Origin of the sequence: Bradyrhizobium sp. (genome assembly GCF_019244115.1) — a bacterium.
Classification (GTDB): Bacteria; Pseudomonadota; Alphaproteobacteria; order Rhizobiales; family Xanthobacteraceae; genus Bradyrhizobium.
The window spans coordinates 1-4,144 of sequence record NZ_JAFATE010000318.1; the positions used below are offsets into that span (position 1 = coordinate 1).

General features: G+C 63.5%; 3 protein-coding genes and 1 pseudogene. 3 read left to right on the forward strand and 1 reads right to left on the reverse strand.

The window, feature by feature from the left end:
• The 3 genes from JOZ76_RS14220 to JOZ76_RS14230 all read left to right on the forward strand — a co-directional run.
• Positions 1-318: hypothetical protein (locus JOZ76_RS14220; RefSeq protein WP_291699261.1), on the forward strand; the 318-nt coding region annotated here is incomplete at its 5' end.
• Positions 319-592: 274 nt separating this feature from the next.
• Entirely contained in the window at positions 593-2,080 is a 1,488-nt protein-coding gene (locus JOZ76_RS14225) for a hypothetical protein (protein WP_291699262.1), read from the forward strand.
• 197 nt (positions 2,081-2,277) lie between these two features.
• Positions 2,278-3,348 carry an FkbM family methyltransferase gene (locus JOZ76_RS14230; RefSeq protein ID WP_291699263.1) on the forward strand — a complete coding sequence of 357 codons (1,071 nt, stop codon included), beginning with the start codon at positions 2,278-2,280 and terminating at the stop codon, positions 3,346-3,348.
• A 195-nt stretch (positions 3,349-3,543) separates the two neighbouring features.
• Here the strand turns inward: JOZ76_RS14230 and tnpC are convergent.
• Positions 3,544-4,144: pseudogene (gene tnpC / locus JOZ76_RS14235) on the reverse strand (IS66 family transposase); the annotation flags it as partial.

A 4,144-nucleotide genomic window follows, 5' to 3' on the forward strand; every position in this document is an offset into this window, starting at 1 on the left:
CAGTCGCTGACACCCGAGCTGCAGAAGCGCTTCATCGAGAGCGAAGCCAAGGCGGCGCTGATCAATGTCGATTGCGATCTGTATGAATCGGCGGCGCCTGTGTTCGACTTCATCGAGCCGTTGCTGCAGGACGGAACAGTGATCTACATGGATGACCTGTTCGTCGGCAACAAGGGCAATCCGGGGCGCGGCGTCGCCCGTGCCTTTCTCGAGTTTCAGGGACGCTCAAGATTCCGGTTCGCCCGTCACCTGGACATCGGCTGGTGGGGACGGAGCTATGTGGCGATCGCCGGCGGCGCCGGCGCGGCCGTCATTTGAGCCCTCGTCGGCATCGCCGGTGGACAGAATGCGGCGGAAGACTTCCGTCGCATCCTTTCGAGCGCTTGCTCCGACCCGGTTGAGCACTCCCGAACCAAGCCACGCGCGAAAATCATCACCCCCAGCGAGCCCAGGGTGATCGAAATCAAGGCTTGCAGCCTGCCGCCGCTCGTGGTCCAACACGAAGGTGTTCGAGCACCGGTTGTCATGCCTGGCGGGTGAGAGACATCGCAATTCGAAAAAGCATTGCATTTTTCAACTGTGGTCGAGAGAGATGGTAATTCGGAAGACATTCCATTTTTCAACCGTGGTCTGGGGGCCGTGGCACACGGGCGTCTTTCTCGACGTCAATCTCACCAGCCTGCTGGCTCCCGGCAACCTTGCCGCGTTCGCACAGAAGCATGACGTCCGCTACCGGATCTTCACCTCGAAGGATGACGTCCAGCGCATCGAAGCGACCAAAGCGTTTCAGCTTGCCTCCAAGATCGTCCGCTTCGAGCTGATCGGGCTGAACATCGACCGCTCGATCGACCCGATCGCGATGCACCACATACTCTGGCGACGGGGCATCGATGACGCTCGCAAAGCGGGCGCCATGATCCTGTTGATTCCGCCCGACGTGGTCTGGTCGAACGGTGCGTTCGGGCACATCGCCGATATCGCCGCGCTGGGCAAGAAGGCGATCTTCATGACCTATATGCGCGTCGTGTCGGAGACGGCCGTGCCCGAGGTCAAACGCCTGTTCCAGGATCAGGCAACCAGCGTGGTGGATGCGCCGTCGCGCCCGCTGGTCGAGCTTTGCATGCGCCACCTGCATCCGCTCGCGCTGACCTATGTGCGGGACTGCCCCAACTTTCCGGTGCATCCGGAGCTGATCCTCTGGCCGGTGGAGGGCGAAGGCTACCTGATGCGCTCGTTGGTGCGCGAGATGTTCGCCTACGATCCGCGCCATTTCGACCTGAACTCGCAGGCCCTGCTGGCCCATCGGCCAAATCCCAGCGACGTCCATTACATCGCGGATTCGGACAATCTGTTTTCGCTCAGCCTGACGCCGCTGATGAAGGATATCGAGTGGTTCGCCAAGCCGGGGCCGCTCGATCCGCTGCGACTCGGCGCCTGGTGGCTGCGCTACGACAGCCCGGCAAACGACATTGTCGCCGATCATCGCTTTTATGTTCACACCAAAGGACGTACCGGCCCGTCGTGGCGCCGCGCCGAGTTGCAATCCGACATTCTGATCCAGCGCCTGATGGGCACGCGCGAAGTGCTGCGCATCCTGAGCGGGCTCGCGCAGCACGGGCGCGCTGACATCGAGCAGATCCTCGCAACTGCCCTGATCGAGGCCAGGCTCGCACGCTGGTGCCGCAGGGACGGGCCGATTACGATTCTCCTGCCGCATAAGAGTGTCACACGGCGCTGGGTCGCCGAGGAAGCGCCTCACCTGGCAAAGCGTGGCGCCAGACGTCGGCTGTTGCGGCTCATTCTGGATCATGTTCTCGCCGGCCACCTGCCGCTCGAGCCCGGCGTCGAGGCGAGCTTGCCAACTCCGGTCGGCGGCTGGCGCAAGCTCACCTGGAAGGGACAAAGTCCGCAGATCGATGGCGTGCCGATCGCCAGCCCCGGACTCGTCATTGGCGGCGTGTGGTGCTTTCCTCTCGAAGCGGAGCTGCCGCCATCGAAGACGAATTCGCGGTGCGATCCTGTCAGAAGAAGTCCTCACCGCGAGTCGGCCGTTGAATCGACGCAATCCCTCCAGATGTAACCGGTCAATGCTGCGTTAATCGAGATCCCATGCAACCTTTACGAGAAATAAGGCGATTGTTGTCGTCGGCGAGACAGCGCCTGCAAAAGCATGCGAGTGGCAAACCTGCATGGGACGGTGACGCTGGCCTGCATGCCGAGCTGCTGCGGACCCAGGTGACCAATCGCCAACTCTGGGCCCAGCTTTCGGCGGTGGGAATGGAACTCGCCGACGCGCGCGTGACGATCGAACGCCTGCAAGACCAAGTGACCGCAAAGCGGTCCACCGCCCCGGCGCGCTATCTGGGCCGCGAGGAGCTGATCCTGTTGCCGCGTCTGATGAAGCTGCTGCCTCCGGATGGGCAGCTGACCGTCGTCGATGCCGGCGCGCGCGAGGTGGATGCCGATCCCAGGTGGCGCCCGTTTCCGCCTACCCGACTGCGCTTCTACGGCTTCGAGGCCGATGCCGATGAAGCCGCTCGGCTGAATGAAGTGGCGTCGGCCGACGGCGCCGAGCGTCACTTCTATCCCGCTGGCTTGTGGGGCTCGACCGGCAGGATACCGTTTGAACACAACAAGGCCGGCGGCGGCAGTTCATTCCTGCAGCAGAATCGCGCCGTCACCGATCGATGGAAGTTCGAGAATCCGAAGGAGGTGTCGATCGCCTCGGACATGTTCTATCCGATCCGCACTGAAGAGCTCACCGTGGTCAGCTTGGCGGATTGGGCCGCCCGCGAAGGGATAACGAGCGTCGACTTTCTCAAGATCAACGTCCAGGGCGGTGAACTGGAAATCCTTCAGGGCGCGGGCCCCCTGCTCGACGGTGTTCTGGGCGTATTCCTCGAGGTTGCCTTCGTGGAGTCGTATCGCGACAGGCCGATGTTCTCCGACATCGATGCCTTTTTGCGCAAACACGGTTTTTCGTTCTTCGACCTGCTCGCTCACCACTATGTCGGACGTGCCGCGTCACCGGTCGCGGCACAGCACCTCGCCATCGTCGAACCGAAGCTCGGCCAGCTCGTCACCGCCTGGGGGCAACTCGTCGAGGGCCACGCGCTCTATTACCGGGATCCGCTTGGGACCGCAGCCGCACCCACCATGTCCCCCGATAATCTGATCAGGCTTGCGGCACTCGCGGAAGCCTGGGGACAGATCGAGTTTGCCTTCGAGGTCCTGGATGCGCTGTCGCGTCACCCTGACCTGGCAGGCACGCCGCGCGCCCGCGAAATCCGCGCTTTGATCGACGATGGCGCGGCAGACTACGCCAAGCACCTGCCCCAAGCCCCGTAAACCGGGTCCAATGGTAAACCCGTTTCATTTCAGATTGTCCTTGGCCAGCTCTTGCTTCGTCAACCGTGCGCCCTTCGCGGTCAGGGAGCGAGCCAGAACCTGGCGATCGAATGTAATCCGCTAAAGCTGGCGGCATCGTCCGTTCGATCGGCCGCGCTCTGGAAGCAGTCCTTTTCGAAGTGAGGCATCGCGACCCTCGGTGATCGGACCTGGCTTGCGGCCGGCCTCGTAGAGGCGGTTGAAGCCGGCATAGCAATCGGCCTGCAGGATGCCGCCATAGCCGTGCAGGTGACGCTCGGCATGCTCGCCGGCGCGGTCGCGCGAGTAGAAGAACACCGCCGCCGGCGGATCGCGTCCGCCGAACGGACGATCGTCGCGCACATAGACCCAGATCCGTCCGGTCGAGGTCTGCCCCTTGGCGAGCACCGGCACCGGTGTCTCATCGCCGTGGACGCGCTCGTCGGCGAGCACGTGCGCACGGATCAGATCGTGCAGCGGCCGCAGCAGCGTCGCGCAACCGCCCACCTGGTCGGCGAGCGTCGACAGGCTCAGCTCGATACCCTCGCGGGCGTAGCGCTCCGACTGGCGGTTGAGCGGCTGGTGCTGCCCGTACTTCTCGAACAGGACCATCGCCAGTAAAGAGGGCCCGGCAAAGCCGCGCGGCAGCACGTGGAACGGCGCGGCTACCTGCGTGATCTTCTCGCTGTCGCGGCACCACTTCCAGTGTCTCGGTGACATCCTCGCCGAGCTTGGCTAGCCGCCTCGAGCCGCAGCAGGCGCAGGCATCGGGACCGGG